General features: G+C 68.1%; 23 protein-coding genes and 1 pseudogene. 15 read left to right on the top strand and 9 right to left on the bottom strand.

Annotated elements, in window-relative coordinates:
* Both AC1MEY_RS19030 and AC1MEY_RS19035 read left to right on the top strand, forming a co-directional pair.
* Positions 1 to 750, top strand: a complete 750-nt coding sequence (locus AC1MEY_RS19030; protein WP_480226984.1) for a hypothetical protein — start codon at positions 1 to 3, stop codon at positions 748 to 750.
* A complete protein-coding gene (locus tag AC1MEY_RS19035) occupies positions 747 to 2093 on the top strand; it encodes an O-antigen ligase family protein (protein ID WP_480226985.1) in 1347 nt (448 codons plus the stop codon). The genes AC1MEY_RS19030 and AC1MEY_RS19035 overlap by 4 nt, the downstream gene beginning before the upstream one ends.
* On the opposite strand, the gene AC1MEY_RS19040 is transcribed toward AC1MEY_RS19035, so the two are convergent.
* Positions 2009 to 3859, bottom strand: a complete 1851-nt coding sequence (locus AC1MEY_RS19040; protein ID WP_480226986.1) for a glycosyltransferase family 2 protein — start codon at positions 3857 to 3859, stop codon at positions 2009 to 2011. The genes AC1MEY_RS19035 and AC1MEY_RS19040 overlap by 85 nt on opposite strands.
* A gap of 193 nt (positions 3860 to 4052) precedes the next feature.
* Here AC1MEY_RS19040 and AC1MEY_RS19045 point away from each other — a divergent pair, with 193 nt between their 5' ends.
* The 3 genes from AC1MEY_RS19045 to AC1MEY_RS19055 all read left to right on the top strand — a co-directional run bounded on the left by AC1MEY_RS19045 (position 4053) and on the right by AC1MEY_RS19055 (position 5974).
* A complete protein-coding gene (locus AC1MEY_RS19045; protein ID WP_480226987.1) occupies positions 4053 to 4319 on the top strand; it encodes a hypothetical protein in 267 nt (88 codons plus the stop codon).
* Between the two features lie 27 nt (positions 4320 to 4346).
* Positions 4347 to 5498 (top strand): glycosyltransferase family 4 protein, encoded by a 1152-nt coding sequence (locus AC1MEY_RS19050; protein WP_480226988.1) that lies wholly within the window; start codon positions 4347 to 4349, stop codon positions 5496 to 5498.
* Between the two features lie 209 nt (positions 5499 to 5707).
* Positions 5708 to 5974 carry a hypothetical protein gene (locus AC1MEY_RS19055; RefSeq protein WP_480226987.1) on the top strand — a complete coding sequence of 89 codons (267 nt, stop codon included), beginning with the start codon at positions 5708 to 5710 and terminating at the stop codon, positions 5972 to 5974.
* A gap of 63 nt (positions 5975 to 6037) precedes the next feature.
* On the opposite strand, the gene AC1MEY_RS19060 is transcribed toward AC1MEY_RS19055, so the two are convergent.
* Entirely contained in the window at positions 6038 to 6520 is a 483-nt protein-coding gene (locus AC1MEY_RS19060) for a serine O-acetyltransferase (protein WP_480226989.1), read from the bottom strand.
* A gap of 536 nt (positions 6521 to 7056) precedes the next feature.
* Here AC1MEY_RS19060 and AC1MEY_RS19065 point away from each other — a divergent pair.
* The 9 genes and pseudogenes from AC1MEY_RS19065 to AC1MEY_RS19105 all read left to right on the top strand — a co-directional run.
* A pseudogene (locus AC1MEY_RS19065) lies at positions 7057 to 7263 on the top strand (LbetaH domain-containing protein); the annotation flags it as partial.
* A gap of 64 nt (positions 7264 to 7327) precedes the next feature.
* The gene (locus tag AC1MEY_RS19070) at positions 7328 to 8134 is read left to right on the top strand and encodes a glycosyltransferase family 2 protein (protein WP_480226990.1); all 807 of its coding nucleotides are present in this window, start codon (positions 7328 to 7330) and stop codon (positions 8132 to 8134) included.
* Positions 8131 to 9615 (top strand): class I adenylate-forming enzyme family protein, encoded by a 1485-nt coding sequence (locus AC1MEY_RS19075; RefSeq protein WP_480226991.1) that lies wholly within the window; start codon positions 8131 to 8133, stop codon positions 9613 to 9615. The genes AC1MEY_RS19070 and AC1MEY_RS19075 overlap by 4 nt, the downstream gene beginning before the upstream one ends.
* Before the next feature lie 27 nt (positions 9616 to 9642).
* Positions 9643 to 10521, top strand: coding sequence for a hypothetical protein (locus tag AC1MEY_RS19080; protein WP_480226992.1), 879 nt, complete (start codon positions 9643 to 9645; stop codon positions 10519 to 10521).
* A gap of 7 nt (positions 10522 to 10528) precedes the next feature.
* Entirely contained in the window at positions 10529 to 10933 is a 405-nt protein-coding gene (gene acpS, locus AC1MEY_RS19085) for a holo-ACP synthase (protein ID WP_480226993.1), read from the top strand.
* Positions 10923 to 11132: a hypothetical protein gene (locus AC1MEY_RS19090; RefSeq protein ID WP_480226994.1), complete on the top strand. Its 210-nt coding sequence runs from the start codon at positions 10923 to 10925 to the stop codon at positions 11130 to 11132. The genes acpS and AC1MEY_RS19090 overlap by 11 nt, the downstream gene beginning before the upstream one ends.
* A gap of 17 nt (positions 11133 to 11149) precedes the next feature.
* Complete coding sequence (gene asnB / locus AC1MEY_RS19095) at positions 11150 to 13129, top strand: asparagine synthase (glutamine-hydrolyzing) (protein ID WP_480226995.1); 1980 nt, start codon at positions 11150 to 11152, stop codon at positions 13127 to 13129.
* A gap of 76 nt (positions 13130 to 13205) precedes the next feature.
* On the top strand, positions 13206 to 14201 hold the full coding sequence (nadE, locus tag AC1MEY_RS19100) for an NAD(+) synthase (protein WP_480226996.1): 996 nt from the start codon (positions 13206 to 13208) through the stop codon (positions 14199 to 14201).
* A 51-nt stretch (positions 14202 to 14252) separates the two neighbouring features.
* A complete protein-coding gene (locus AC1MEY_RS19105) occupies positions 14253 to 15710 on the top strand; it encodes a lipopolysaccharide biosynthesis protein (protein ID WP_480226997.1) in 1458 nt (485 codons plus the stop codon).
* A 23-nt stretch (positions 15711 to 15733) separates the two neighbouring features.
* Here the strand turns inward: AC1MEY_RS19105 and AC1MEY_RS19110 are convergent, their stop codons facing one another.
* From AC1MEY_RS19110 to AC1MEY_RS19130, 5 genes are all read right to left on the bottom strand, one after another.
* A complete protein-coding gene (locus tag AC1MEY_RS19110; protein WP_480226998.1) occupies positions 15734 to 17074 on the bottom strand; it encodes a hypothetical protein in 1341 nt (446 codons plus the stop codon).
* Positions 17071 to 18111, bottom strand: a complete 1041-nt coding sequence (gmd, locus tag AC1MEY_RS19115; protein ID WP_480226999.1) for a GDP-mannose 4,6-dehydratase — start codon at positions 18109 to 18111, stop codon at positions 17071 to 17073. Before gmd ends, AC1MEY_RS19110 begins: the two co-directional genes overlap by 4 nt.
* Positions 18108 to 19418, bottom strand: a complete 1311-nt coding sequence (locus AC1MEY_RS19120; protein WP_480227000.1) for a glycosyltransferase family 4 protein — start codon at positions 19416 to 19418, stop codon at positions 18108 to 18110. The genes gmd and AC1MEY_RS19120 overlap by 4 nt, the downstream gene beginning before the upstream one ends.
* Positions 19419 to 19425: 7 nt before the next feature.
* Positions 19426 to 21705: an exopolysaccharide biosynthesis polyprenyl glycosylphosphotransferase gene (locus AC1MEY_RS19125; protein WP_480227001.1), complete on the bottom strand. Its 2280-nt coding sequence runs from the start codon at positions 21703 to 21705 to the stop codon at positions 19426 to 19428.
* A gap of 170 nt (positions 21706 to 21875) precedes the next feature.
* Entirely contained in the window at positions 21876 to 22529 is a 654-nt protein-coding gene (locus AC1MEY_RS19130) for a LuxR C-terminal-related transcriptional regulator (protein ID WP_480227002.1), read from the bottom strand.
* A 633-nt stretch (positions 22530 to 23162) separates the two neighbouring features.
* Here AC1MEY_RS19130 and AC1MEY_RS19135 point away from each other — a divergent pair.
* Positions 23163 to 23870 carry a GAF and ANTAR domain-containing protein gene (locus tag AC1MEY_RS19135; RefSeq protein WP_480227003.1) on the top strand — a complete coding sequence of 236 codons (708 nt, stop codon included), beginning with the start codon at positions 23163 to 23165 and terminating at the stop codon, positions 23868 to 23870.
* A 136-nt stretch (positions 23871 to 24006) separates the two neighbouring features.
* On the opposite strand, the gene AC1MEY_RS19140 is transcribed toward AC1MEY_RS19135, so the two are convergent.
* Together AC1MEY_RS19140 and AC1MEY_RS19145 are read right to left on the bottom strand one after the other, a co-directional pair.
* On the bottom strand, positions 24007 to 25176 hold the full coding sequence (locus AC1MEY_RS19140; RefSeq protein ID WP_480227004.1) for a lipid-transfer protein: 1170 nt from the start codon (positions 25174 to 25176) through the stop codon (positions 24007 to 24009).
* Complete coding sequence (locus tag AC1MEY_RS19145; protein WP_480231562.1) at positions 25176 to 25553, bottom strand: MaoC family dehydratase; 378 nt, start codon at positions 25551 to 25553, stop codon at positions 25176 to 25178. Before AC1MEY_RS19145 ends, AC1MEY_RS19140 begins: the two co-directional genes overlap by 1 nt.
* Between the last annotated feature and the right edge of the window lie 27 nt (positions 25554 to 25580).

Raw genomic sequence — 25580 nt, forward strand, 5'->3', positions numbered from 1 at the left:
ATGGACCTGTTCGACGTAATCCGGTCGTGCCTCCGGCGGTGGTACGTCCTCATTCCCCTGTTGGGCGTCACCGCGTGGTACGCCTACGGCGTCTACTCCTCCGTGGTTCCGGTCTACTACGCGCAGACGGTGATCGGCCTGTCACCGCCGAATCAGCGCTACGAGACGGTGCAGGTGGGGCAGGCGGTCCCCCGCAACGGACTGCTCGACGTCGGGGGGGCGTCGCTGCTGGCCAACATGGCGTCGCTGGGCCTGGACCAGACGGTGGTCGTCAACCGGGTGGTCGCCGCCGGTGGGGAGGCGAACTTCGATGCCCGGCTGTTTCCCGTCCCCGCCACCTCTCCGCCCATCCCCCTGGTGATGATCGACGTCGCCGCCCCGACGCCTGCCGCTGCGACGAAGACGCTCGAGCTGGCCGCGATCGAACTGCGCATGTCCCTGGAGGGCATCCAGACCCAGGCGAACGTGTCGCCGGACATGATGGTCGACTCCTTCGTGGTGTCTCCGCCGTCCACCCCCATGCCGGCCATGCCGTCACGGACCAGGTCGACCATGACGATCGTGGCGGGGGGAACGGCCCTCACCATCTTCGCGACCGTGCTGTTCGACGTCCTCGCCACCCGGGTGGGCAACCGCCGACGGGCGCGCAAGGCCCGGCCGCCGGCGGAGACCGCCGCGGTTCTCGACCCGCCGCACCACAACGGGAACGCCGTCGCCGTACCGCCCGGCACCGTGGACGCCGCCCGGTGACGTCGTCGGCGGAAGGCCATGCGACGGAGCCCGACCCGCCGTGGCTGCTGCGGATCCTGTGCTTCGTGATCCCGGCGCTGCCCAGTTACGTCGTGCTTCCCGGTGCGCTCAAGAGCAACGGCGCTCCGGCACGGATGATCGCCCTCGTCATGCTCGGACTCGTCGTCCTCGGGTTCGTCCTGATCCGCAGGACCGGACCTCGACGGATCAATCCCGGCGTCGCGATCCTGGTCGGATACCTGGCCCTGTGGATGATCGCCTACGGCGTGGGCCTGCTCGGTTACGACGGCGCCGGTCTGGCCTCCAACCGGACGCGCGCGATGATCGCCCTGGTCGCCCACGTGGCCGTCGGACTCTTCGTCCTCGTCCGCGTGTCGACGACCCGCCAGCGCGACGTGCTGCTCGGCTGGCTGGCGGCAGGTCTGGTCTTCACGTGCATCGTGGGCGTGCTGCAGAGCGTCAGCACGATCGATCTGCGGTATCTCTTCCAGCCGCCGGGATTCGTACTGAACACCGATGATCTGCAGCTGGCCGAACGCATGGGGGTCACCCGTGTCCGCGGCACGTCTCAGCATGCCATCGAGTACTCGGTGCTCGCTGCCGTCACGATCCCGCTCACGCTCTACTTCTCGAGGCATGCCGCACGGCGAGCCGGCAGGTGGCTGGCCCGGATCGGCTGCGCCGTCGCCATGGTGGCGTTACCCGCCGCCGTCTCGCGTTCGGGCATGATCTCGTTGATCGCCGCGCTGCTGGTCTTCATGTTCGCCTTCAGGGTGCGCCACCTCGCGGTGTCCGTCGTCGTCGCCGCGACCGCGATCGGCGCCTACGTGGCTTTCTTTCCCAATGTTGCACTGGCGCTGTGGAACACGGTGACCGGATCCGCCGAGGACGAGAGCGTGACGGCGCGCATCGACGACTATGCGAAGGTGTCCGAACTGATGCGCGAGCGACCGATGTTCGGGCTGGGGCTCGGCGGCACCGACCCCGCGGAGTTCGGTTACCTGGACAACGAATGGATGCAGGCCATCGTGCAGGGTGGACTGGTGGGACTGTTCGCGATGTCGGCGGTCGTGTTCGGCGCCGCGCTCGGGATGGCTGCCGCGCTGCGGCGCGCCACGACCGCGCGCGACCGTGACCAGGCCTTCCTGCTGGGTGCCATGGCCATCGGGATCGCCGCGTCCAGCTTCACCTTCGACCTGTTCGCCTTCGAGCAGTCAGCGCTACTGTTCTTCCTCGTGTTCGCGATGCTCTGGTCCGGCTACGCGGTGCCGCTGGCGGAACCGGCCGGCGCCGGGCGCCTGACCGCGCGGCTGCTGTCGTCGCGCTCCCACGCCGCGCACTGACGAGCCGCCCGCCAGCGGGCGACGATCGCCACCATCAGGTAGACCGCGGCGTCGGTCGCGGTCCGCGGCCCACGGGCGGACCGGAGCACAGCGAGCGCTGTGGCCCTGCTCGTCCGGGGCGCCGCAGCGGAATCGGCGGCGAGTTCGGCGTTGCCTCGGCTGTGCCGGCCGAGCACCGTGATCAGACCCGCGGTGCTGGTCGGCGTCACCCAGGTGGATCGCTCGGTGTCCACCACTGCCTTCTCGTGTGCGGCGAACTGGCTGTCGACGAACTTGTCGTCACCCGTGACGAGCGGGAACTGCCCGAAGCGGCGGTGCCCCCGGGCGGTGAGCCCATACACGCCCGCCCACCAGAGCGCGTCCTCGTGGATCGCCATCCTGCCGCGTGCACGGTAGTACGACCTGACGATCGCGTTCGCACCGTCGGTGCCGTAGCGGAAGGCGGGCCGGGCCGCGAGGACGTCACCGCGGCTGAGCCGGTCGAGTACTGCGAGCACCGCGGCCGCCGAGATCTGGATGTCGGCGTCGAGGTAGAGACGTGGCCAGAGGGTGGCCGCGGCGTCGCCCGCGTTCATCGCCAACGTCTTCGAGCCGGTCGGAAGTTCGAGGACTCTCGCTCCGGGGACCGCGCGGGCACGGTCGGCGGTGTCGTCGGTGCAGCCGTTGCACACCACGATCAGCTCGATGAAGCCGTCGACCGCCGCTCTGCTCAGCGGGGCGAGACTCTGCTCGATGACGCGTGACTCGTCGAACGCGGGGACGATCACCGCACCGCGGTTCACGGGGCCCTTGATGGCCTGCGACGCCGGCCTCCTCGTCGCACGCGGAAGTCGTTCCCACCGTCTCCGGCTGGCGACCACTGCGAGTGAGTGTCGATGCGTCGAGTCGTACGCACGGAGCGCCTCGGCGAGTGCCACGGCGCACCTGAAGGCCGCCGTGTACGTCTTCCCGTGGTGCAGCTCGACGTACCGCACCCGGTTCACCGCCATGAGCGCCGCCAGCGCCGGTGAGGATCCCGATCCACCGAGTCGGTGCGAGACGACGGCGTCCGGCTCGTAACGGACCACGAATCCCGCGTCACGGACACGCCGACAGAACTCGACCTCCTCGGAGTAGAGGAAGAACCGCTCGTCCCAGTACCCCACCCGTCGCACGACCTCACCGCGGATCATGATGGCGGCTCCGGTGGCCCAGTCGACGTCGTGTGCGACGCGATAACTGCTGCGGCGATAGTCGAATTCGGACAGATAGCCGGGCCGCCCGCGCCACAGCGATCGTCCGAAGCATGCGTCGCCGGCCATCCGGCTGGTCGACGGCTCGAACCGCAGCGACGGGTACGTGGTGCCGTCCTCGTCGAGGATGCGGGGGACGACCGCACCGACGTGGTCGTCCGACCGAATAGTCGCGAGCATCCGGCTGATCGCCGCGGGAAGGACCCGCAGGTCCGGATTGAGGATCAGCACCGACTCACAGGGGCCCGTGTAGGGCAGGGCGGCGTTGATCCCACCCGCGTAACCGAGATTGCCGCCCGAGTCGACGAACTCCACGTCCGGGTACGTCTTGACGATCGCCGCCGTGTCGTCGGCGGAGTCGTTGTCCACCACGACGACCCGCATCGAGTGCTCACACGCCGCCACCCGGAGGTCGTCGAGCAGCAGGCCGATGTCGGCCGCGCTGTTGTAGGTCACGATGATGACGGCCACTGCCGCGTGGCGGTCCCTCGCCGCGAGACCAGCTCGCGCGACCGCGGTTTCCGAGATGGTCACGTGACGCCCTTCCTCGAGTTGCCAGGAACGCTAGATCGACCGGCCGGGACCGACCATGGGCACCCGATTCATGTTGCACCGAAACGTGTCTGGGCTCTGGCGGCCGACGATCTAGTTCCTTCGGACCGGCCCACCCCGTCCTACGATGGCGTGCACGTGGCACGTCGCCGCTGCTGGTTCGACAGGGGGAATCGTGGAAGCTCAGATCCGTTCGGCACTGACCGAGTTCATCGTCACCAACTACCTGTTCGGTGACACGTCGAGAACGCCGGCGACCGCCGACTCACTGGTCGAGGACGGCGTCATCGACTCCACCGGCATCCTCGAACTCATCGAATTCCTCGAGTCCCGCTTCGACATCGCCGTCACCGAGACCGAGACCGTGCCCGAGAACCTGGACTCGATCGCCCGCATGACCACCTTCGTCCTGGGCAAGCAGAACGCCCTGGCCACGGCCTGACCACCGCGACGATTCGGAGTAATGACGATGAAGCGCATAGCCGTGGTCTTCCCGGGCGATCCGACACGGCCCGCCACGTGGTCGGGGACGCCGTCGGGAATCATCGGGGGCCTTCGGGCGGTCGGTGTCGAGCCCGTGCCGGTGAACGTCAGCCCACCACGCTGGCTGGAGCAGTCGGCCGTCGCCGTGACGTCGCTTCCCTACCTTCGACCGGCGCGAAGCGTGAAGGGATCGATCGTGCGTGCCCGCGAGGCGGCGCGGTCGTCCCGGGGATACACCGCGCTGCAGTCCCGCAGCGCGCCGCACGTCCTGCGGGGCGTCGGACCCCTCGATGGCATCGTCCAGATCGGGACCGGCTTCACGATCGCCACCGACGTCCCGGTCGCGACGTTCGAGGACATGACCGTCATGCAGACCAGGACGCATCCCTACCTTGGTTGGGATCTGCTGTCCGACGGCACGTTCGACGCACGCGTCGAGCGGCAGCGCCGCGCATACCAGGGCGCACGGGCGTGCTGCCTCACCAGCACCTGGGCTGCGGAGTCCGTGGTGCGGGACTACGGCATCCCCGAGCACAAGGTGCACGCCGTCGGCGTCGGTCGCAATCGCGAACCGGCATCGGACGTCGAGCGTGACTGGGGCAGAGCGCGATTCCTGTTCGTCGGCCTCGATTGGCAGCGGAAGAACGGTGCCGGAGTGCTTCGCGCGTTCGCGCGGCTGCGCGCCGTCCTGCCGACTGCCCACCTGGACGTCGTCGGTGGCCACCCACCGCTACGCGAGCCCGGCACCAGCGGGCACGGCATCCTACGTCTGGACGTGCCGGAGCAGGCCGAACGCCTGAACCAGCTGTTCGGTGCCGCGACCTGCTTCGTGATGCCCTCACACTCGGAGGCGTCCGCCATCGCCTACGTCGAGGCGGCGGCCAACGGGCTTCCCAGCATCGGCACCAGCCGGGGTGGATCCGACTTCCTCATCGGCGACGGCGGCATCATCGTCGATCCCGGAGACGACGACGCCGTGTTCGAGGCGATGCGGCGGTTGGCCGATCCCGAGACGGCCCAGTACGTCGGACGTGCCGCGAAGAGACGCTCAGCGGCGTTCACGTGGCCGGCGGTGGCCCGGCGCCTGCTGCGCGCGCTCGACGGTGTGGCCGCGGCCCCCGCAGCTGCGCTGACGTAGCCCCCAGGCCCCGACGAGCGAGTTTGCCACGGTGCGGTCGACGGTGGGCACCCGCTCCCGCCACGCACCCCGTCGCCGCAGTCCAGCAGCAGTTAAGCTGCGCCATCCGAGGCGGCACCAGCGGGAACTAGTTCCGGTGGACTAGTTCGCTGATCGTTAGAATCGAAGACACATCGCGGCGGCGCGGTGGCACGACTACAGGGGGAATCGTGGAAGCTCAGATCCGTTCGGCACTGACCGAGTTCATCGTCACCAACTACCTGTTCGGTGACACGTCGAGAACGCCGGCGACCGCCGACTCACTGGTCGAGGACGGCGTCATCGACTCCACCGGCATCCTCGAACTCATCGAATTCCTCGAGTCCCGCTTCGACATCGCCGTCACCGAGACCGAGACCGTGCCCGAGAACCTGGACTCCATCGCCCGCATGACCACCTTCGTCCTGGGCAAGCAGAACGCCCTGGCCACGGCCTGACCACCGCGACCACCGGACATCACCATGCACACAACGAGATTCGATCAGGCCACGGGCCGATCCTCACGAATTGCGCTCGCCGAGTTCGGGTTCGCCAGGCAGACGACGCGTCCGCTCACGGATGTCGGCGCCCGGTCCGACGGCCACGGCATCGGCGGCGACGTCCTTGGTCACGACGGCGTTGGCGCCCACCACGCAACCGCGGCCCAGCGTCAGTCCGTAGCCCTCCCGCGGGATGACGCACGCGCCCGCGCCGATGGTGACGCCGTCCTCGATCACCACGCCCAGACCGGAATCGGCATGTGGCGCACCGGCGGCGATCGTCACGCCATGGGCTATGACCACCCGTCGGCCGATCGTCGTGTCGGGATGGATCACGATGCCGAGACCGTGATGCCAGAGCACGACGTCGTCGGCCACGTCGGCTTCGGGCGGCAGCGCCGTGCTGTAGACGACCGCATTGATCGCCTTCAGCACGCGGGCCGCTCGACGCCACCCCGACCGATGCAGCCGGATGCTCATCAGCCAGATTCGTTCCGGTGTCACCAGGGCAGCGTAACGACCGACGGCGGGCATGTCACGGGTGCGCACCTCGGCAATGACGAAATCGTCTCCACCGGAACGGGATGCGGGCCGACGCTCCGCGCCATCGCCACGAGCCGACGGGCAGGACTGTCATGACCATGACCGCGCCGACACGCGTGACCGAGGCCGAACTCGCCGCCCGGCACGGAACCACGAGGCGGTTGCTGGTGCGGCTGTACGCCGTCAGGCGACTGCGTCCGCTGGTCCTGTGGACGCTGCGTCGGATCGAAGGTGACGAGTACAAGTCACACACCATCCGGGAGATCTTCCGCAGGTACTGGGGCGTCGACATCGGGATGTACACCAACGGTGCGTGCTTTCAGCCGTGGGTGGTCGACCCGCAGACCACGATCGGGCGGTTCTGCTCCATCGGCCCCGGTGTGCGCATCATCAACGGCAACCACCCCCTCGGCCTCAAGTCGACCAACGCAGTCTTCCACAATCCGATGTTCGGGCTGTGCGACGACTGGATCGGCGACGAACTCCACCCCCTCGACATCGGCAACGACGTCTGGATCGGGGCCAATGCGGTGATCCTCCCCGAGGTCGGCCGGATAGGGCACGGCGCCGTCGTCGGCGCCGGCGCCGTGGTGAGCAGGGACGTGCCCGATTACGGCGTGGTGCTGGGCAATCCGGCACGCCTGGTCAAGAAGCGGTTCGACGACGAGACGATCGCCACGCTGCTCGAGGAGAAGTGGTGGGACGAGGATCTCGAGCACCTGAACCGGCGGCTGCCCGAATTCCAGAACCTCCTCGAGGGCTGAGACCATGTCGACCTACAAGCGACTCCTGCGTCCCTGGCGGTGCCTCGTCTACGAAGGGCGCAACACCGTGCTCGGAATCGGCGCGATACGGCGCAACCGGGTGTTCGAGGACTCCGAGGTCGAGCGTCTGCGCCCCGCGCTGACACGCGGCCGGAGTACTCCCAGGGTGCTCGTCGTGATACCCACCTACCGCCGGCCCGACAGCGCCCGGCGCGCCGTCGAGAGTGCGCTGGCGCAGACGTTCTCCGACATCGCGGTGATCGTGGTCGACGATGGTGCCGGCCTGCCCGTACTGCCCGCAGATCCCCGGCTCGCTGCGGTGTCGCTGCGCCGCAACACGGCAACGCTCGGCCTGGTGCGCAACGTCGGGATCCGGCTCGTCGACTCGGAGTTCGTCGCCTTCCTCGACGACGACAACGTATGGACCCCGGATCACGTCGCGGCGGCCGTGGCGGCACTCGACGCCGACGCCGGCCTGGCGGGCGTCTACACGTCGGTGCGGCGGGAACGGTCGGACGGCTCCCAGATCGACGTCCTCGGTGCTCCGTTCGATGCCCGGCGACTGCGATGGGATCCGTTCATCGACGCGAACAGCATCGTGGTCCGGCGCAGCCACGACCGGGGTTTCAGCGTCCTGCCCCGCACCAAGTCGACGTTGCCCAAGGAGGATTGGGAATACGTGTGGAGGCTCAGCCGGCGAGGCCGGATCGAACACGTTCCCGCCGTCACGGTCCGCTACGCGGTGAACCCGCAGAGCTACTTCACCCACTGGACCGATGACTACGCGACGCCGGGCCGGAGAGACGCGTGAACGCCGCCGACTTCCTGCTGGCCGAGGCCGCCGACGGACACGTCGCAGTCATCGACGGTGACCTCCGATATTCGTATGCGGAGCTGCGCACCGCTGCCGCGACGCTGGCCGCGACGCTGTCGGAACTCCGGCTCGAGCCCGGATCGCGCGTGGCGCTGCTCGGCCCGAACTCGTTCTTCTGGATCGCCGCCTACCTCGCGGTGATGAAGCTCGACCTCGTCGCGGTACCGATGTCCGACAAGGCCGTCGTCGACGACGTGCGCCGCAACCTCGACGCCGTCGACTGCCGGGCGGCCATGGTCGATCGTCGGCTGCTCGGCCGGTACGGGGTGGCCGTGGCGGCGGTACCGGTACTCACCGACGAACTCATCGGGACCGCTCGAGGGCCACACTGGCCCGTGCCCACGGGTGACCCGCACGAGGATGCGGTGCTGATGTTCACGTCGGGGACCACCGGCGTACCGAAGGCCGTGCGGGTGACGCACCGCAACATCGCCGCCAACACCGAGTCGATCATCGGATACCTGGATCTGCGGAGTACCGATCGGGTGCTGGTGATCCTGCCCTTCTTCTACTGCTACGGCGCCTCGCTGCTGCACACCCACCTACGGGTGGGCGCCACGATCGTGCTGTGCAACTCGTTCGCCTTCCCGGAGGCCACCGCGAGGATGCTGGAGGATCACCGGTGCACGGTGTTCGCCGGAGTACCCTCCTCGTTCCAGCTCCTGTTGCGTGCCACCACGTTCGCCCACCGGCCGCTGCCCTGGCTGAGGGTCATCCAGCAGGCCGGCGGCAAGCTGCCGCCGGTGATGATCTCCGAACTCCTCGCAGCCAAGCCCGACGCTCGGCTGTTCGTGATGTACGGCCAGACCGAGGCGACGGCGCGGTTGTCGTACGTACCTCCCGAGAGGCTGGTGGACAAGCTCGGATCCATCGGCAAGGGCATTCCCGGGGTCGAATTGCAGGTGCTGGGCCATGACTTCGCGCCGGTCCCCGTCGGCGTCCCGGGCGAGATCTACGCCACCGGGGCGAGCATCTCGCCGGGGTACTACGGCGATCCCGAGGCCACGTCGAGCAAGTTCACCGAGTACGGCCTGCGCACCGGCGACGTCGCCATCGTCGACGACGACGGCTACGTCTTCATCGTCGACCGGCGGGACGACTTCATCAAGTCCTGGGGTTACCGCATCTCGAGCCAGGAGGTGGAGGGGGCTGCGCTCCAGCTGCCCGAACTGGTCTCCGCAGCGGCGATCGGCGTGCCCGACGACGAAGCCGGGGAGGCCGTGCTGTTGTTCGTCACCGTCGCGCCCGGCAGGGACGTGACCGCCGCGACGGTGAGGTCCGCGTGCCGCGCCCGCCTACCGCGGCACATGGTGCCGAAGACGGTGGTCATCCTCGACAGCCTGCCGCTGAATGCCAGCGGCAAGGTCGCCAAGACGAGCCTGCGGACGCTTGCCGCCGCTCGGTCCGTCGAGACCTAGCAATCAACCGATGAACGAGGAGGAGTCATGAGAATTCGTTCACGAGGGAGGACGCCCCGACGGCGACTCCTGCGATGGGGCGTCCCCGCCGCAGTCGTCGTGCTGGCCATCGCCGGCGCGGCAGCGTTCGACGACGTGTGGAGGGAGAAGTCGATGGCGGAACGCGGCAAGGTGGTCCCGGCGGTCGACGCGGCGCAACTGGACACCGTCGACCGGACGCGGGTCTTCTTCGGGCACCAGTCGGTGGGCGAGAACATCCTCGGCGGAGTCGTCGACGTCTACGCACGGCAGGGTGCGCCGGCACCGAGCATCGAACTGGACGGGCTCGTGCCGGGAGCCCGGGGCGGCTTCATCTCACATTCGTTCCTCGGCGAGAACGAGAAGCCGCTGCGCAAGATCGAGGACTTCGAGAAGGCGCTGCGCGGTGGGATGGGCGACGTCGTCGACGTGGCGATGATGAAGCTCTGCTTCATCGACATCACGACGGAGACCGACGTCGCGGCGCTGTTCGGAACGTACCGCGACACCATCGCAGCCCTCGAAGAGGACTACCCGGACATCGAGTTCGTCCACGTGACGGTGCCACTCACCACCGACCTCGGATTGACGAACCGGGTCAAGATCGCACTGGGCGGCAGTGACCGCTACGGCCGGGGCGAGAACGTCGCACGGGAGCGTTACAACACACTGCTGCGCACCGAGTACGCCGCGGACCGGATCTTCGATCTCGCCGCCATCGAGTCGACGACTCCCGACGGGGATCGCCGCCGCCTGCAGTACCGCGACCAGCCGTACTACGCGTTGCACACCGGATACGCATCGGACCTGGGGCACCTCAACGCCGAGGGTTCGGAGATCGCGGCGTCCGCGTGGCTGCAGTCCGTCGCGTCGGCCTCGCCGAGGTAGCGGCCAGATGACGACGGACGCGGGGATCGACATCGTCGAGGTGGCGCGGATCCGACGGCTGATTCGTGACCGCGGCGACGCCTTCCTCCTCCGCTGGTTCACCACCGACGAGATCGACTACTGCGGCCGAAAGGCCATGCCGGAACGGCACTTCGCAGCTCGATTCGCGGCCAAGGAGGCCGTCGCCAAGGTGCTCCCCGGGGGCTGGGACGGTCCACTGCCGTGGCGCTCGATCGAGGTCGTGAGCACGGGCACCGGGCGCCCCACGGTTCGCCTCACCGGAACGGCGCTCGACGTGGCGCGCCGCACCGGCATCGTCGACATCCGCATCTCCATGTCGCACTGCGACGAGTACGCCACCGCGATAGCGCTGACCACGCCCCACGAGAGAGGCCGACCGGATGACCAGTGACCTCGCCGCCCGGGTGCTCGCCGAGATCGCAGACGTCGATCACCACGGGCACGCCACCGACCCCCGACTACAGGCCGTGACGTCCGCGATGATCCTGGAGGACGTGCTCGCAATCCGACTGTCGGACCACGACATCGACGCCGCAGCGCAGGCGTGGCCCGCCGTCTCGGCGACCCTGGCGAGACGGGGTGGCCTCTGATGTGCGGGATTTGCGGCGTGGTCGTCGAGGACGGCAACCCTCCGGACCTCGACCTGCTGGAACGGATGATGGGTCGGCTCGCGCACCGGGGGCCCGACGGGCACGGCTACTACCGCGACCGCCGTGCGGCACTCGCGCATACGCGGCTGGCCATCATCGACGCGTCCGGGGGTGCGCAGCCCATGTGCAACGAGGACGGCTCGCTCTGGATCACCTTCAACGGCGAGATCTTCAACTACGTCGAGTTGCGGCGTCAGCTCCGGGATCTGGGCCACGTGTTCCGAACCGCGAGCGACACCGAGGTCATCGTGCACGCGTGGGAACAGTGGGGTCCGGCCTGCTTCGACCGCTTCAACGGTCAGTGGGCGGTCGCACTGTGGGATCGGCGCGAAGAACGCCTCATCCTGTCCCGGGACCGCATGGGAGTGCGACCACTCTTCTTCACCCGCGCCCGTGGGCGCTTCCTGTTCGCCTCGGAGGTCAAGGCGCTGTTCGCAGATCCCACGGTGCAGCGCGCATTCGATCCGGCCGGCATCGACGAGACGTTCACGTACTGGTCCACCGTCGCCCCCCGCACCGTGTTCGCCGGCGTCGAGCAGGTGCCCCCCGGGCACTATGCCGTGCTCGACCGCCGGGGATTCCGCGTCGTGCCGTACTGGCAGGTCACGTTTCCGGCGCGCGGTGCTGAAGCGATCCAGGACGTCGAGGCCAACGCCGCGGAACTCCGGGAACGCATCATCGAGGCCACACGACTGCGGTTCCTCCGCAGCGACGTGCCCGTCGGCGCCTACCTGTCCGGCGGGCTGGACTCGTCGATCACGGCCTCGCTGATAGCCCGTTACACCGACGTGCCCCTGCACACCTTCTCGCTGAGATTCGCCGACCGCGAGTACGACGAGGGCGGCTTCCAGAAGCAGATGGCGGACGCCCTCGGCACCCGGCACCAGGACGTCGTCGTGCGGCCGTCGGACATCGTCGACGTCTTCCCGCAGGTGATCCGAAGCACCGAGACTCCGATCGTGCGGGCCGCGCCTGCGCCGATGTACCTGCTGTCGAAACTCGTGTCGGAGAGCGGTTTCAAGGTCGTCGTCACCGGGGAGGGCGCCGACGAGACGTTGGCCGGCTACGACATCTTCCGCGAGTCCCGCGTGCGCCACTTCCTGGCCCGCGACCCCGAATCCTCCACCCGGGCGAGAGCGTTGGAGCTGCTGTACCCGTGGATGGAACGCTCGCCGGGGAAGACTCCGGCGTTCGCGCGCAGCTTCTTCGGCCGCAACTTCGACGTCCGCGACCCGGCGGTCTCACACCGGCCCCGGTGGGATTCGACGTCGGCGATCAAGATGATGCTCTCCGCCGGCATGCGCGACCGTGTGGCAACCGGTGCCGACGTCAGCGCGACGATGCCGTCCGAGTGCGCGGAGTGGGACCCCCTGAGCCGCGCCCAGTGGCTCGAGATGACCACACTTCTGCCGGGGTACATCCTGTCGTCACAAGGCGACCGCATGCTCATGGCCAACTCCGTCGAGGGCCGCTTCCCGTTCCTGGATCGCGACGTCATCGAGCTGGCCAACCGGCTGCCCGCTCGTCACAAGCTATTCGGACTCGACGAGAAGCACCTCCTCAAGCGGGCGTTCGCCGACGTCATCCCACCCGAGATCCTCCGCCGCCCCAAGCAGCCGTATCGGGCACCGGACGCAGCCAGCTTCTTCACCGACGACCGCCCCGCCTGGTTCGACGAGATCACCGGTGCGCGGGCCATCGTCGAGGCGGGGGTGTTCGACCCGAAGCTGGTAGCCGGGCTCTTCGCCAAGTGTGCGCGTTCCGCCGGCGCGCACATGAGCAACACCGACAACATGCGGGTCCTGGCGATCGTCTCCACCCAGTTGACCCACGAGTGCTTCATCGCCGACGGCGAGTGGGGCACTCCCGAGTCGAGGTCGTCGAAGCCGACGGTGGCCGTCGACCTCGTCGCGGCCGATCCGGTGCCGGCGCGGTGACCTCGAACGCAGTGACGGTCGTATCGGCCGAAGTCTCAGTGGAAGCAATGTCAATCGACGATGGTGGGGGAACACGATGAACGAATGGACAGAGCCGTTCGGTCCGGACAGTCTGGCGATCGACGCCGACTACGAGGTCGATCGCATCTCGAAGACCCTGACGGAGTATCTCGCCAGGACCAAGCGGCGCGGTGTCGTGGTGGCGCTCTCGGGCGGCATCGACTCCAGCGTCACGGCGGCGTTGTGCGTACGGGCGATCGGCAAGGACCGTGTCTTCGGTCTGCACATGCCCGAACGCGAGTCCTCCGCCGAGACCATCGATCTGAGCCGCCTACTGGCCGACTCACTCGGCATCGACTCCACGCTGGAGAACATCTCTCCCCTGCTCGAGGCGGTGGGCTGCTACCGACGGCGCGACGACGCAATCCGCATGGTGGTCCCGCAATACGGGCCCGGTTACAAGTCGAAGATCGTGCTACCCAGCGTGATCGACTCCGACAGCTTCCGGCTGTACTCGGTGGTGATCCTCGCCCCGGACGGCACCCGAACGACCCACCGTCTGACCACCGAGGCCTACCTCGGGATCGTCGCCGCCACCAACTTCAAGCAGCGCGCGCGCAAGATGCTCGAGTACTACCACGCCGACCGGTTGAACTACGTGGCGTCCGGGACGCCGAATCGGCTCGAGTACGACCAGGGCTTCTTCGTGAAGCTCGGCGACGGCTCTGCAGACGTCAAACCCATTGCCCACCTGTATAAATCGCAGGTGTATGCGCTGGCCGAGCACCTCGGCGTCCCAGCGGAGATCCGCAGCCGCCCATCGACAACGGACACCTATTCGCTGCCGCAGTCGCAGGAGGAGTTCTACTTCTCGCTACCCTACGACCGTATGGACCTGTGCCTGTTCGGCCTCAACAACGGAGTGCCGGTCCCCGATATCGGCGCCGCTACGGGGCTGACGGCGGAACAGGTGGCGCGAGTGTTCCGCGACGTCCACCAGAAGCGCAAGACCACCGAATACCTGCACCTGGCACCGGCACTCGTCGCCGACGTGCCCGAGATCAGCCACTAGGACGGGCGCGTGCCCCCGGGAGCACTCTCGTCGGGAATGCGGTGGAGTGGGATGTCGGTCGTCGGGCGCGAAGCTGCCCGGTCGATCTTCACGATCGCGCTCGCACGGCTGGTGGGTCCCGACGACTTCGGCATCGTCGCGCAGGCGCTGGTCTACATCGGGATCATCAGCCTGCTGGTGGATCAGGGTTTCTCCAGCGCGCTGATTCAGCGCAAGGACGTCGAGCCGGACATGCCGGGCGTCGTGGTGTCGGTGAACATGGTCGTCGGCGCCGCACTGGCCGGGCTGACAGTGGCCGTCGCGCCGCTCTGGGCGGCGTTCATGCACACACCGGAGTTGACGCTGATCCTCGTCGTGTTCGCGCCGAGCCTGATCCTGCGGGCCGCGACCGTGACACCACGCGCCATGCTCATCCGCGAGATGAACTTCCGCACCATCGGCATCTGTGACATCACCGCCGCACTCGGCGGCGGGCTGGCAGGACTCGTGGTCGCTCTCGCCGGTGGCAGTTACTGGGCGGTGGTCGTGCAAGCCGTCGGCACCGACGTCGTACTGCTGACCGCGATGCTCCTGTTCGGAGCGGGTTGGCGACCGAACCTGCACGTGTCCCGACTGCGCACGATCGCAGCCTTCTCCGGACGTTCTTTCGTGGCGGGACTTTTGATCAACTCGCTGTCGCGGAACATCGACAACCTGCTGGTCGGCAGGTTCCAGGGAGCCCAGGCGCTGGCGTTCTACGGGCTTGCCTATCGGCTACTACTGCTCCCCGTCCAGCTCGCACTGTCCACCGTGGCGACGGTGCTGTTCCCGGCGTTCTCGCGGCTGGCCGACGACATCCCGGCACTGCGCCACCAACTCGTGCGGACCACCCGCGCCGTCGCGACGGGAGCACTCCCGGTGATGGCGGTGATCGCCGCTGCTGCGCCGCAGCTGGTCCTCCTCGTGTTCGGGGCGGACTGGGCGCCGGCCATCCCCATCGTGCAGGCCCTCGCCATCGCGGGCGCTCTCCAGGCGATCTACCAATCGTCCACGTCGCCACTGGTTCTCGGTCTCGGCCGGGACAAGCTGAACCTGCGCTACGCATGGATCACCGTGCTCACCGCAACGGTCGGCGTCGTCGCGGGCCTACCGTTCGGACCGTTCGGCGTGGCAGTGGGCTACACGGCGGCCACCGCCGCTCTGGTTCCGGTGGAATGGCTGATCCGCCGTCACCTCGTCGGGTTGTCGATTCGCCAGCAGGTGACCACCCTGCTGCCGGCCGTACACCTCGCAGCATGGATGACCGCGGCCTACCTACTGGTCGCCACTTCGATCGACGGCCGGGAGGTGCTGGTCCTCGTCATCGGCACGGCGGCCGCGGCGGGCGTGGGCGCGGCGGTGCTGCGCGTCCTTCACCCCGATCTGCTCGCCGAGCTTCGGGTCATGGCCCGAAGCCTGACGGGTAGGGGTGACTTGCCGGCCACTGCCGACCGGGACCAGTCGCGGGACGCGGAAACCCATTCCAGCTGAACATATCCGAGCCTGGCATCCGGCTAGGACGTCGAGCTGTGCAGGAAGATCGGGGCCTCGGACAGGGCCGCCTGCAGCGTGTCCTCCCGGGTGACGGTCAGCTGGTTGCCCAGCATGTCGGTGACCACCGTCTCGGTGCCGGCGGGCAGCTGCAGCTTGAACGTGCCCGGCACCTGACACCATGCCACCAGCACCGATCCGCGGGGCGTGCTGAACCGATAGGCGAAGGGGCTTCCCGGTTCTCCGTCGGCACCGTCGAGGACGATCTCGAGACCGTCCGCACCGTCGAGCAGGCCTATCACCTGGCGCATGGCCACTGCCACCGGGCGGGCATCGTGCGTCGGACCGGCGCCGAACCACCCGCCGTTGTAGTTGTCGCTGTCGACGGTGAACATGTGATACACCCGCGGCACCTCGAATCGCGCCGCTGCCATGTTCACGCGGATCGTGTAGGCGGCCTGCTGCGCCATCGTGACGGTCTCCGGCTGCCCCGCCGAATCCAGGTCGTCGACCGGGAACAGACCCCCGTCCGCGCGCGAGATCTGGTACCCCACTTCGGTGATCCACAGCGGTGTGGTGACGCCGTACTCCATCATGATCTGCCGGATGGAGTCGATGGACTCGCGGCCGGACCAGTGCCCCCACTCCTCGACGATGACCTGTTCGGGTGGCTTGTTCGAGCTGTACGGGTGGAACGCCACGACGTCGAAGCAGTTCGTGTTCCCCGCCGCACGGAGAGCCTCGAACGCCGCAGAGATGAAGTCCGGGGCGGCATTCGACGCACCGCCCGCCGCGAACCCGACGACGAGCACCTCGGGCCACGTCGCCTTGACGTGGTCGTACGACGCGATCAGCACCTGCGCATAGAGCGGCGCGACGCCGTTGCCGCCCGCACCGAACCCGTAACCGAAGTTGGGTTCGTTGCACACCTCGAGCTGTGTCACCGGGCCGTAGCGCAGCGTCGGATTCTCCGACCAGAACGTGCCGCGGGGCCCGTACCGAGCAAGGAGGACGTCCACCTGGGTGATGTAGGCGGACACGAACTCGGCGTCGGTGCCGAACGTGGTGCGGTCCGCCGCCGGCGTGACGTTCACCAGCACCTCGATGTTCTTCTCCACGCAGAATCGCATGAGCTGATCGGACATTCCCCCGGCGCGGGCATAGGTCAGGGCCAGCCAGTCGATCTGCTGTGGAAGGTAGGAGATCTCGTCCCAGGTGTACAGGCCGACCTTCATCAGTTCCCGGCCGGCGTGTGTCGGCAGCGGTGCCACCGGATCGGACCCGCACCCGCTGCCGACGGCCGCCACCGCTCCCAGCATGGCGAGGCCACTCCATCTCAGGAAGTCGCGCCGTCCTACGGTCATCGAGGTGCTCCGGACTGCCATCCCGGCAGGGCGGGCCGATCGATGACCTCGGCGCCCGCCTCGAGTGTCCGGCGGTCCGCGTCGACCATGATCTTGACGAGTTCTGCAGGACCGACCTGCGTCTTCCACCCCAACTCGGCGTGCGCGCGTGCGGCGTCTCCGACCAGCCGGTCGACCTCGCTGGGCCGCAGATAGCGCTCGTCGAAGAGCACGTGATCCTTCCAGTCCGCGCCGATCTCGTCGAAGGCCAGGGCGAGGAACTCGCGGACCGTGAGACCCTGGCCCGTCGCCAGCACGTAGTCGTCGGGCTCGTCGACCTGCAGCATCCGCCACATGCCCTCGACGTATTCGGGGGCGTACCCCCAGTCCCGCACCGCGTCGAGGTTGCCGATCCACAGTGGCTCGTCGTGACCTGCCGCGATTCGTGCGACCGCACGGGAGACCTTGCGCGTCAAGAAGGTCTCACCTCGCCTCGGCGACTCGTGGTTGAACAGGATGCCGCTCACCGCGAACATCCCGTACGCCTCGCGATAGTTGCGCGTCGACCAGTGCGCGAAGAGCTTCGCGGTGCCGTAGGGCGACCGGGGGTGGAACGGGGTGTCCTCGCTCTGCGGCGGGGGTGACGACCCGAACATCTCCGAACTCGACGCCTGGTAGAACCGGCAGTCCAAGCCGGTCTGGCGGATTGCCTCGAGGAGCCTCACGGTGCCCAGACCCGTGGCGTTCGACGTGTACTCGGGTTCCTCGAAGCTCACCCGCACGTGGGACTGCGCGGCGAGGTGGTAGACCTCGTCGGGCGCTATCTCGTGGAGCAGCACCGACAGTCGTGAACCGTCGACGACGTCGCCGTAGTGCATGAAGAGTCGGGCCGTGGGGTCGTGCGGATCGACGTAGAGATGGTCGATGCGCCGCGTGTTGAACGTCGAGGCCCGCCGGATGATCCCGTGCACCTCGTAGCCCTTGCCCAGCAGCAACTCCGCGAGATACGACCCGTCCTGGCCGGTGATCCCGGTGATCAAAGCCCGCTTGCCGGTCACCCCTTGGCTCCGGCGAGGTCGATCATCCATTCCTCGTAGCGGTCGAGCGCCAGGCGCTCGGACATCACTGCCGTGCAGTACCGCCGTCCCCGCGCCCCGAGCCGTTCCGCGAGAACGGGATCCGCGGCGAGCCTCATCGCCTCGCTGAGGAGGAGGTCCGGCCGATCGGGAGGGACCGCGACGCCTGCGCCGGACGCGGTCATCTCCCCCGCCGTCAGGCCACACGGGTCGATCGCCGCGACGACCGGCTTCCCAGACCGGAAGTACGAGGTGAGCTTGCTCGGCACGGACATGTGTGCGACGCCGGGGCGTTCGTTGACGAGCAACACGTCTGCCGCCCCGAGGGCAGCCGGGAAGTCGACGTCGCTCACCGGCGGCAGGAACTCGAGGTTGTGCAGACCCGCTGCGGCCGACTGCAGCGCGGCTCGCTGACTGCCGTCACCCAGCAGCACGAAACGTACTCGACTGCTGCGGTTCTGCGCGATGTGGGCTGCCGCCACCACGTTCTCCAACCCCTGCTTGTGCCCCATGTTGCCGGCGTGCAGGATCACCACGTCGTCTCGGTGCCATCCGCGCGCTGCGCGAAAGCCGGCGCTCTCGACCGGATCCGGCGCGCCGACGTGGTTCCAGTTCCGGATCTCCCTGATGCGACGCGAGTCGACCCCCAGACCGTCGACGAGGTCCGACGCGAATCCGGTATGGATCACCGCGACGTCGTCCGCGCCGCGCAGGGTCGCGGACTCGACCGCTCCGAGGATCCGCCGGACCACTCGGGACTCGATGCCCGCCTCGGCCGCTCCTCGCCCGTAGACGTCGTGGACGAGGATGCCCACCGCGGGTCTGCGTCTCGTGAAACGTGTTCGGGCCACGGCAATGGAGGTGGCCAGCAGCGGCGGGGTGATGCAGACGACGACGTCGGGATCCTCCCAGTCGCTCGTCAGCACCTGCAGACCGAACGACAGTTCCATCGCGGCACGGCCGATCCACGAACGCCCGGACGGCACGTAGTGGTTGAGGCGCCGGACGCGGACGCCGTCGATGATCTCGTCGGAGCGGAACCTGGACCCACGGCTCCCCCTCCGCCACTGCGGGTAGTGCGGGCAGCCGGTCAGCACCCGCACGTCATGTCCCCGTGCGGTCAGGTCGGCCGCGAGGCCCGTCGTGTACGGCGCTATCCCCGTCGGTTCCGGCCAGTAGTTGATGCCGAGGATGGCGATGCGCAGCGGCGCAATACCGACCGTCCCCGTGCACACCGGCCGGGCGGCCGCCGCCGGCGGTGATACGCGGGCAGTCATCTCGATCGTCATGGCCGACCTATCCCGCCTCGGTGCGCATCGGTAGCGCTTCCCACGGGGTTTCGGACTCCGTGCGCGTCACGAGTCTGGCCCGGAGGGCATGCGCGAAGAACGCCGGAATGCCGACGACGTATCGACGGGTGAGCCTGCGGGGCTCGAGCATCAGCCGATACAGCCATTCGGTTCCGGTGCGCTGCATCAACCGTGGCGCCCGGGTGACCCGGTCCCCGAGGAAGTCCAGGATCGCACCACCGTTCACGATCAGGACCGGATGGTCGAGCTGATCGCGCATCAGTCCGGCGACCATCTCCTGCTTCGGCATCCCCATGGCCAGGATGATCAGGTCGGGAGTGGTCGCGACGGCCATGTCGACGTACACCTGCGGTGGTGAGAAGCCGTGATGGCTCGCGGTCACGATCACACCGGCGGCCGCCAACTTCTCGCAGGAGCGATCGAGCCACGGCGAGCACGTCCCGAACACCGCTGCGCGGCGGCCGGCGTAGGCGCCGGCGATCTGTGGGATCAGGTCGGTGCCGTTCATGTTCAGCCCAACCGGCCTGCCGAACGCCATCAAGCCCAACTGCACGCCGATTCCGTCGCGCAGCAGGAGATCCGACGTCAACAGGCTCTCGAACAGACGTGGGTTGCGCCACACGAGATTCGCGGCGTGGGCGTTGACGAAGGACACCACGTACGGTCGCGTCGGGTGCTGCAGCGCCTGCAGCAGGCCGGCGTGCGCGAGTTCGTCGTCGATGCAGCAGATCCGGCGGTGGAGTTCGACGAAGTCGCGCACGCGCTCGTCACCCAGGCGGCGAGGCAGACGGTCGTGGTGCCGCGTACCCGCGCGATCGACGACGGCCTTGCCCGTCCTCGTCACGATCATGAGATCACTGGTCATGGACCAGTTGTCGATGTACGCGAGGTCGAGCCGGACCGATTCGTTCCAGTCGAGGTCGGCGCGGCCGCTCACCTGCCACAGGCCGGTGATCCCCGGCCGGACGAGCAGTCGGCGCAGTACCTCGACGTCGTAGGCCTCGACCTCCTCGCGCCGCGGTGCGCGCGGCCCGACGACGCTCATCTCCTGCCGGAGCACGTTGATGAACGTGGGCAGACCGTCGATGCTGAACCGACGCAGGATCTTTCCGACCTCGGTGTGGCGACGGCGGGATCCGCATCCGACGTCGTCCGTCGTGGTGCGGAACCGGAGCACCGAGAACGGCTGCCCGTCCATGCCGATGCGCGGGCAGCGTTGCAGGACCGGCCCGGGGCTCGTCAACTTGATCGCGCAGGCGGCGAGGACCATCACCGGAAGGGTGAGGAGCAGGGCGGCCACCGCGAAGGTGACGTCGAAGGCGCGCTTCTGGAAGCGTTTGGCCCCGACGTACTGCGGTTTCTCGATGTGCAGGAGCGGCAGGCCGGCGATGGGTCGCATCACCAGGCGCGAGAGGGCGACGTCCATGACCCCGGTCGAGACCACCAGGTCGACGCCGAGCGGTTCCAGATCCCAGATGAGTCTGCGGATGCCGCGCACCCCGAAGTACTCGGTGCCCGCGATCGCCACGGTGTCCGCACCGCAGGAGCGAATGGCCGCGAGCATGTCCGATTCGCCCCCGACGATCGGGATCGCCCGGCCGTTGACCTCGATCGTCTCGTCGCGCGGTGACCCGTAACCCGGGATGCCGATACCGACGACGTCGTAGCCGTCGGCGACGTTGCGGGTGAGTTCACCGGCCAGGCCCACGACAGCGTCCTCGTCACCGAATGCCAAGACGGCAGTTCGGTATTCGCCGGCGGATCGCCTGGCTGCCACCGACGCCTGCCATGCCCACCTCGAGAGGACCAGGCACACCGTTCCGACCGGGAGTGCCACGGCGAGGTACCCGCGCGCGACGTCCGCCTTGAGCAGCAGGGTCACGATCGCGATCGCGCCGAAGGTCCAGAACGACGCCGAGACCACGCGACGGTACTCCTCGACACCGGTGCCGACGAGCAGTGCCGAGCGGGTGTGGAACACGCTCAGGGCCGACAGCCAGACGACGGCGAACGTCACCGAGAACACGACGAGGAAGAAGCGTGGATAACCCGGAGGATGCAACGGATCCTCGAATCGCACGACCTGGGCGAGGGCGATCGCGCCGATCACCACGACCGTATCCGTCACCCGCAACCTCGCGACGTAGTCCCGCTGCCACCTCGACCGTCGAGCCACACCGCCCAGCCGCTCACCCGACGGCGGAGCCGGCACCGCCTCGCGAACCAGCGTCTCCGCCGACCCGCTGAACCCCCGACCTTCGGCCATGTACCCACCCCCCGTGGTCCTCGTCCCCGGGTGGGCTCGGGTGACGAATCGTCACCCGTTGCCATCACGCGGATCCGTGCCAACCCCGTGGCACCCGCCAACTATCGAGCCCGGAGGAGGCGCGGGTACATGGGCACGAGGGACCAAATCGGAACTAGCACCGGCCTAGTTCATCCGATCCGGAACGAATAGCCCATGGAGCGCGACAGAGCGGCGGCCTCGGCACGGCTGCTCACGCCGAGCTTCGACAGCACGCTGTGGACGTGGTTCTTGACGGTGTGGACGGCGATGCAGAGTTGAGATGCGATCTCGCGGTTGGACAGACCGGCCTTGAGCATCCCCAGGATCTGAGCCTCACGTGCGGTGAGGACCAGTTCCATGGCCGCGGGCTGACGTTCGGCGGCCAACGACGACAGTCGCCGGAGCAGGATCGACGAGACGCGCGGCGAGAAGATCGTCTCTCCTGCGGCGACCCGAGCGATCAGCACGAGCAGGTCGTCGAAGGACTGGTACCGGGTGTGGTAGCCGGCGACTCCGGCCTCGGCGCACGCGACGATCACGGTTTCGTCGTCCTCGGAGACCCCCATCGCGATGACGCGTACGTCGGGGCACATCTCGAGAGCCGCGCCGACGAGCATCGCGCTGTCCCGCGTGGTCACGTTCAGCAACACGATGCTCGGCTTCGGACCGTCGTCGACGCTCACCAGCGAGGGCAGATCCCACGCGACACATACCGGCTGACCGTTCCGCTTCAGCGCGGCCGCAAGATTGTCGCGTGACATGGTGCAGTCGTCGATGATGAGCACCCGCACGCCACGCGCCACGTCGCGTTCCGGCAGTTCGCGTTCATGACCGAACGGCCCGGCGGATCGGGGCGCCAGGACACTCGTGCGATGCGGTCCAGCTATGTGGGCGCCATTCCGGTGCGGTGGCTCTGCCGCCAGCTCCGCGACGTCGAGCCTACGGACCTCGTCGCCGATCGGTGCCCTCGCGACGGAACCGTAGGCCTTCACCGCGCCGCCGTCTGATCGGTTCGGACGCGCCGCTCAGATCCCCGACTCCGCGGAATCGTTCCCTCGGCAAATGTTCTGATGCATCGTGACATTTTCGTCCCCCCCGGGCCACTTGATGGTGCAATCGTCCACTGACCGTCTACCACCCGTTTTACCTGGGCATAAAGGGCCGGTCCGTCGGAACTGTAAGTTACCTGAGTGCGTCACGCAATACTTGCGTGACCGTAGATTCACTTTTGGCAAACTCTGTACGGTTTGCTCGACGGACCACGATCGACCACCACCACTTAGCTGTGCGCGTACCTCCCCAAGCAGTGAGGAGGAACGTGACCCAGCGGCACCGACCACGGGAGGGGCGCGGATGCGTTCCCACACGAGCAATCAAGTGGCAGTGACCCGCCATTGCGCTGCGTTGCTCCCCCGTCGATCCGACGGGCTCCGCGCGTGACCACCGACGACGTCCGGCACGGATTCGCCCGCGCCCTGCGCACCCTTGACGCCTCCGACCTGGCCACGCAGCTCTGCCGAGCCTGCAGCACAGCGCTTCGCATCGAGGGGTGCGGGGTGAGCCTGCACGCCGGAGGACTGGGTCTGGAATTCGCCTCTGCAACCGACCCGACGGCCGAGAGACTGGAGTGGGCTCAGATCACGCTCGGGGAGGGACCGGCCCTGGACTCCTTCAGCTCCGACGAACCCGTCGCGGTCCACGATCCGGCCGAGGCGCTCCACAGGTGGCCGATGCTCTCTCGCACCACCTCCGACCTGCACCTGCACCGCGTGTGCTCACTGCCGCTGCGTCTCGGAGCAATCCGTCTCGGAGTGCTGGACCTCCGTCGCGGCCCGCGTGATCCGTTCGGCTCCAACGACGTCGACGACGCGATGACCTTCGCCGAGCTGGCCGGCGTGGCCCTGGCGACGCTTGCGGGTACGACGGGCGGGCTGAGCCGCACGTTGGCGGAATGGTGGAATCGACCGCTGCCCACCCGGGAGGTTCGTCAGGCCACCGGCATGGTCGTCGTGCAACTCGGTGTCGCGGCTCCGGAGGCCTACGCCCGACTTCGGGCGCACGCGTTCGCCAACGGACGCTCGCTCGACCGGGTCGCCGGTGACGTCGTGGGCCGTCGACTCCGGTTCCGAGATCGCGACGCCTAGGCGGAGTCCACCGAGCGCCGGCGGCGCAACGGTCGCGATGCGGTTTGCCCGATGCCCGTGCGCCCGGATAACTGATCGTCGAAAACGGCAAGGATCGGGGGATCCAAGAAAGTCGATCCGGCTCCGCGTCCGGCGTCTAGCCCAGTATCAGACCGGACGTGGGCACGCCCGTCCCGGCGGTGACGAGCACGTGCTCGACGTCGGGCACCGGGTTGACCGAGGTGCCGCGCAGCTGGCGCACCCCTTCCGCGATGCCGTTCATGCCGTGGATGTAGGCCTCACCGAGCTGGCCGCCGTGGGTGTTGATGGGCAGCCGGCCACCCAGTTCGATCGCACCGTCGGCCACGAAGTCCTTGGCCTCGCCCCACCCGCAGAATCCCAGCTCCTCCAGCTGAATCAACGTGAACGGCGTGAAGTGGTCGTACAGGATCGCGGTCTGGACATCGGTCGGCTTCAACCCGGACTGCGACCACAGCTGATTGCCCACCAGACCCATCTCGGGTAGGCCGCCGAGTTCCGGGCGGTAGTAGCTCACCATCGAGTACTGGTCGGGACTGGCTCCCTGCGCTGCCGCCTCGATGATCGCGGGCCGGTGCCTGAGGTCCTTGGCGCGCTCCGCCGAGACGATCACCAGCGCGACGCCACCGTCGGTCTCCTGGCAGCAGTCCAGGAGGCGGAGGGGTTCGGCGATCCACCGCGAGTTCTGGTGGTCCTCGATGGTGATCGGCTTCTCGTAGAAGTAGGCCTTGGGGTTGTTGGCGGCGTGCTTGCGGTCGGCCACCGACACCGCGCCGAAGTCACGGCTGGTCGCGCCCGACAGGTGCATGTAGCGCTTGGCGATCATCGCGACCTGCGCTGCTGGCGTGGACAATCCGTGCGGGTAGGAGAACGAGTTGTCGACGCCGGTGGAGTCGGCGTTCTCCACCAGGCGCATCTGCACCTGGCCGAAGCGCATGCCGGATCGCTCGTTGAACGCGCGGTAGGCGACGACGCAGTCCGCGACACCGGTCGCCACCGCGATGGCCGCCTGCTGCACGGTGGCACACGCCGCGCCACCGCCGTGGTGAATCTTCGAGAAGAACTTCAGGTCGCCGATACCGGTGGCACGCGCCACCGCGACCTCGGTGTTGGAGTCCATGGTGAACGTGACCATGCCGTCGACGTCGGCGGGCGTCAGACCTGCATCGTCCAGGGCGTCGTTGACGGCCTCGGCGGCAAGCCTCAACTCACTGCGCCCGGAGTTCTTCGAGAAGTCCGTGGCACCGATCCCGGCGATCGCGGCCTTGCCGGACAGCGGGCCCGGCATCAGGCACCCACCACGAGCGTCGCGGTGGCGATGACGTGATCGCCGAGGCTGTTGCTGCCGGTGATCTTCAGCGTCACGAGGTCACCGTCGACGGCGGTGACCTCACCGCTGAACGTGACCGTGTCGTACGCGTACCAGGGCACCCCGAGACGCAGTCCGATGGTCTTGATCCGCGCCGCGGGTCCCGCCCAGTCGGTGATGAAGCGTTGCACCAGACCGGTATCGGTGAGGATGTTGACGAAGATGTCCTTGCTGCCCTTGGCGTGCGCCTTGTCCCGGTCGTGGTGCACGTCCTGGTAGTCGCGGGTCGCGATGGCGGTAGAGACGATGAACGTCGGGTCGCCGTAGAGCTTCAGCTCGGGCAGCTTGGTGCCCACCTCGACGGTTTCCGGGGCAGCCCCGGC

The sequence above is a fragment of the Mycobacterium sp. PTI7 genome (assembly GCF_056679845.1).

Excerpts from the sequence above, each read along its gene's own strand:
- AC1MEY_RS19030 (WP_480226984.1), top strand. The coding sequence starts at position 1 with ATGGACCTGTTCGACGTAATCCGGTCGTGCCTCCGGCGGTGGTACGTC.
- AC1MEY_RS19050 (WP_480226988.1), top strand. The coding sequence starts at position 4,347 with ATGAAGCGCATAGCCGTGGTCTTCCCGGGCGATCCGACACGGCCCGCC.
- AC1MEY_RS19070 (WP_480226990.1), top strand. The coding sequence starts at position 7,328 with ATGTCGACCTACAAGCGACTCCTGCGTCCCTGGCGGTGCCTCGTCTAC.
- AC1MEY_RS19080 (WP_480226992.1), top strand. The coding sequence starts at position 9,643 with ATGAGAATTCGTTCACGAGGGAGGACGCCCCGACGGCGACTCCTGCGA.
- acpS (WP_480226993.1), top strand. The coding sequence starts at position 10,529 with ATGACGACGGACGCGGGGATCGACATCGTCGAGGTGGCGCGGATCCGA.
- AC1MEY_RS19090 (WP_480226994.1), top strand. The coding sequence starts at position 10,923 with ATGACCAGTGACCTCGCCGCCCGGGTGCTCGCCGAGATCGCAGACGTC.
- nadE (WP_480226996.1), top strand. The coding sequence starts at position 13,206 with ATGAACGAATGGACAGAGCCGTTCGGTCCGGACAGTCTGGCGATCGAC.
- AC1MEY_RS19105 (WP_480226997.1), top strand. The coding sequence starts at position 14,253 with ATGTCGGTCGTCGGGCGCGAAGCTGCCCGGTCGATCTTCACGATCGCG.
- AC1MEY_RS19110 (WP_480226998.1), bottom strand. The coding sequence starts at position 17,074 with ATGACCGTAGGACGGCGCGACTTCCTGAGATGGAGTGGCCTCGCCATG.
- AC1MEY_RS19120 (WP_480227000.1), bottom strand. The coding sequence starts at position 19,418 with ATGACGATCGAGATGACTGCCCGCGTATCACCGCCGGCGGCGGCCGCC.
- AC1MEY_RS19125 (WP_480227001.1), bottom strand. The coding sequence starts at position 21,705 with ATGGCCGAAGGTCGGGGGTTCAGCGGGTCGGCGGAGACGCTGGTTCGC.
- AC1MEY_RS19140 (WP_480227004.1), bottom strand. The coding sequence starts at position 25,176 with ATGCCGGGCCCGCTGTCCGGCAAGGCCGCGATCGCCGGGATCGGTGCC.